4 protein-coding genes are annotated in these 2,092 nt (G+C 69.4%); 3 read left to right on the top strand and 1 reads right to left on the bottom strand.

From position 1 onward, the window contains the following. Window positions 1-496, top strand: a 496-nt coding sequence (locus tag DW309_RS14475) for a DUF4233 domain-containing protein (protein WP_240753244.1), incomplete at its 5' end; no start/stop codon positions are given. A gap of 1 nt (window position 497) precedes the next feature. Beyond that, window positions 498-914, top strand: a complete 417-nt coding sequence (ndk, locus tag DW309_RS14470) for a nucleoside-diphosphate kinase (protein WP_136034032.1) — start codon at window positions 498-500, stop codon at window positions 912-914. Window positions 915-977: 63 nt separating this feature from the next. Here ndk and DW309_RS14465 read toward each other — a convergent pair whose 3' ends face one another. Then, window positions 978-1,595 carry a vitamin K epoxide reductase family protein gene (locus DW309_RS14465; protein WP_136034030.1) on the bottom strand — a complete coding sequence of 206 codons (618 nt, stop codon included), beginning with the start codon at window positions 1,593-1,595 and terminating at the stop codon, window positions 978-980. A 280-nt stretch (window positions 1,596-1,875) separates the two neighbouring features. Here DW309_RS14465 and DW309_RS19725 point away from each other — a divergent pair. After that, window positions 1,876-2,092: hypothetical protein (locus DW309_RS19725; protein WP_205812787.1), on the top strand; the 217-nt coding region annotated here is incomplete at its 3' end.

The following is a 2,092-nucleotide window of genomic DNA, read 5'->3' as shown; positions in this document are numbered from 1 at the left end:
CCGGATCGGTCGTGCTCGCGGGGGAGGCCATCGCGCTCTCGGAGGACGAGGACTGGAAGGCGGGGTGGCGCGCGTGAGTGCCGACGCCGCTACGCCGCGCCCCGCGCGCCGGCCGCGTCCGCCGCGCACGCTGGTGCAGAAGCTCGCCCCGATCGTGCTCGGCTTCGAGGCGATCGTGGTGTTCCTGGTGGGTCTGACGCTGTTCGGCCTCAAGGCGCTGCCGGCGGGCATCGAGCAGTGGTGGGGCATCGTCGGCGGTGCCGTGCTGGCCCTCGCGTGCATCGTCATCGCGGGGCTCATCACGAAGCCGGGGGCGATCGCCGCCGGCTGGATCGTGCAGGTCATCGTGGCCCTGGCGGCGATCGCCGTGCCGGCGGTGCTGCTCGTCGTGCTGATTTTCGGCGGCATGTGGGCGTATGCGACCATCATGGGGGCTCGGCTCGACGCACGACGTCCCGCTCAGCCCTCGACCGAAACTCAGACAGAGAGTGAATGACATGGCCACCGAAGAAACCCTCGTCCTCGTCAAGCCCGACGGCGTCGCCCGCGGCCTCACCGGCGCGATCCTCGCCCGCATCGAGGCGAAGGGCTACGCGCTCGTCGACATCCGCCTGGTCGAGCCCGACCGCGACCTGCTCGCGCAGCACTACGCCGAGCACGAGGGCAAGCCGTTCTACGAGCCGCTGCTGGAGTTCATGATGTCGGGGCCCTCCGTCGCGATCCGGCTCGCGGGCAACAGGGTCATCGAGGGGTTCCGCTCGCTCGCCGGCACCACCGACCCGACGACCGCGGCGCCCGGCACGATCCGCGGCGACTTCGGGCGCGACTGGGGCCTGAAGGTGCAGCAGAATCTGGTGCACGGTTCGGACAGCCCGGAGTCGGCCGCCCGGGAGCTGGGCATCTGGTTCGACTGACGACCACACGACGAAGCCCGTCCGCCGAGAAGGCGGACGGGCTTCGTCGTGCGTGCGGCCGGCTCAGAAGACCATGCCGATGACCTCGCCCAGCAGGTCGAGCCCGCGCAGCTGCGCGAGCAGGATCACCACGGCGTAGGCCAGGACGGTCGCGAGCGGCACCCACGCCATGAGGCGGTTCGCGCGGGCCTGGGTCTTCTCGTTGCTCGTGAAGCTCCCGTTGCGGGTGAGGTGGAGCATGGTCGCGAAGAACGTGGGGATCGTGACAGACCAGGTGAGCATGCACCAGGGGCAGAGCACGCCGAGGTTGGGGGCGTACAGGCTCTGCCAGATCAGCCAGCAGACGAGCCCGAAGGCGAAGGTGATCCCGGCGCCGAACGTGAGCCAGAACCAGCGGGGGAAGCGGGCGCCGGCGAGCAGGGCGACGCCCATGAAAAGCGGCGCCATCCAGCCGGCGATGCCGATGATCGGGTTCGGGAAGCCGAACACCTCGCCCTGCCACGAGCCGAGGTTCTTCCCGCACTGGATCATGACGCTCACGTTGCAGCTGAGGTCGGCGTCGGGGTTGGCGAGCTGGATGAACTTGTCCATCGTGAGCTGGAAGGCGGCGAACCACCCGATGACGGCCGCGACGATCAACCAGACGGCGTAGACGACGGGGCGGGTGCGCTGCTCGCTCATGTTCAGGATTATCTCAGCGAGTGCTATGGATGGGGCGAGAACGGCCCCGGGGAAAACGCGCCATCATCACCGATGCCGCGAACGGGGCCATGTGGTGCGATAATGACCTGTGATGCGATGAACGGCGCCGCCGCGACACGCATCGACGCAGACTTCGGGGCCCATGCCCCACGCGACCAGAGCCCAGAGCCGGTCGCACGCCGATTGAGTTCGCGGAACCCGCGGGTACCGCATGAGATTTCACGGAGCACCCGGTGCCCGTGCAGGGAGTACGCCAGAGATGGCCGATGAGAACAATGACCACAACCCCTCCGCTCTCGATCTCCCGGCTGGTGCCGCGGATCCGGTGACGGAGCCCACGGCTCCCGCGACCGACGACTCGCTCGTCGCTCCGCTCGCCGAGGACGACACGGCGGACATCGCCGCCGACGTCGCCGCAGACGAGCTCGCCGCAGACAACGCCGCCGCGGAAGACGCGGCCGCCGCCGCCGACGATG

The organism is Microbacterium sp. K41, assembly GCF_004794395.1.
In the GTDB taxonomy this organism is placed as follows: Bacteria; Actinomycetota; Actinomycetes; order Actinomycetales; family Microbacteriaceae; genus Microbacterium; species Microbacterium sufflavum.
Note: the sequence above shows the minus strand (reverse complement) of the source record. Positions and strands in the feature narration are given on the sequence as shown.

Excerpts from the sequence above, each read along its gene's own strand:
- DW309_RS14465 (WP_136034030.1), bottom strand. The coding sequence starts at position 1,595 with ATGAGCGAGCAGCGCACCCGCCCCGTCGTCTACGCCGTCTGGTTGATC.
- ndk (WP_136034032.1), top strand. The coding sequence starts at position 498 with ATGGCCACCGAAGAAACCCTCGTCCTCGTCAAGCCCGACGGCGTCGCC.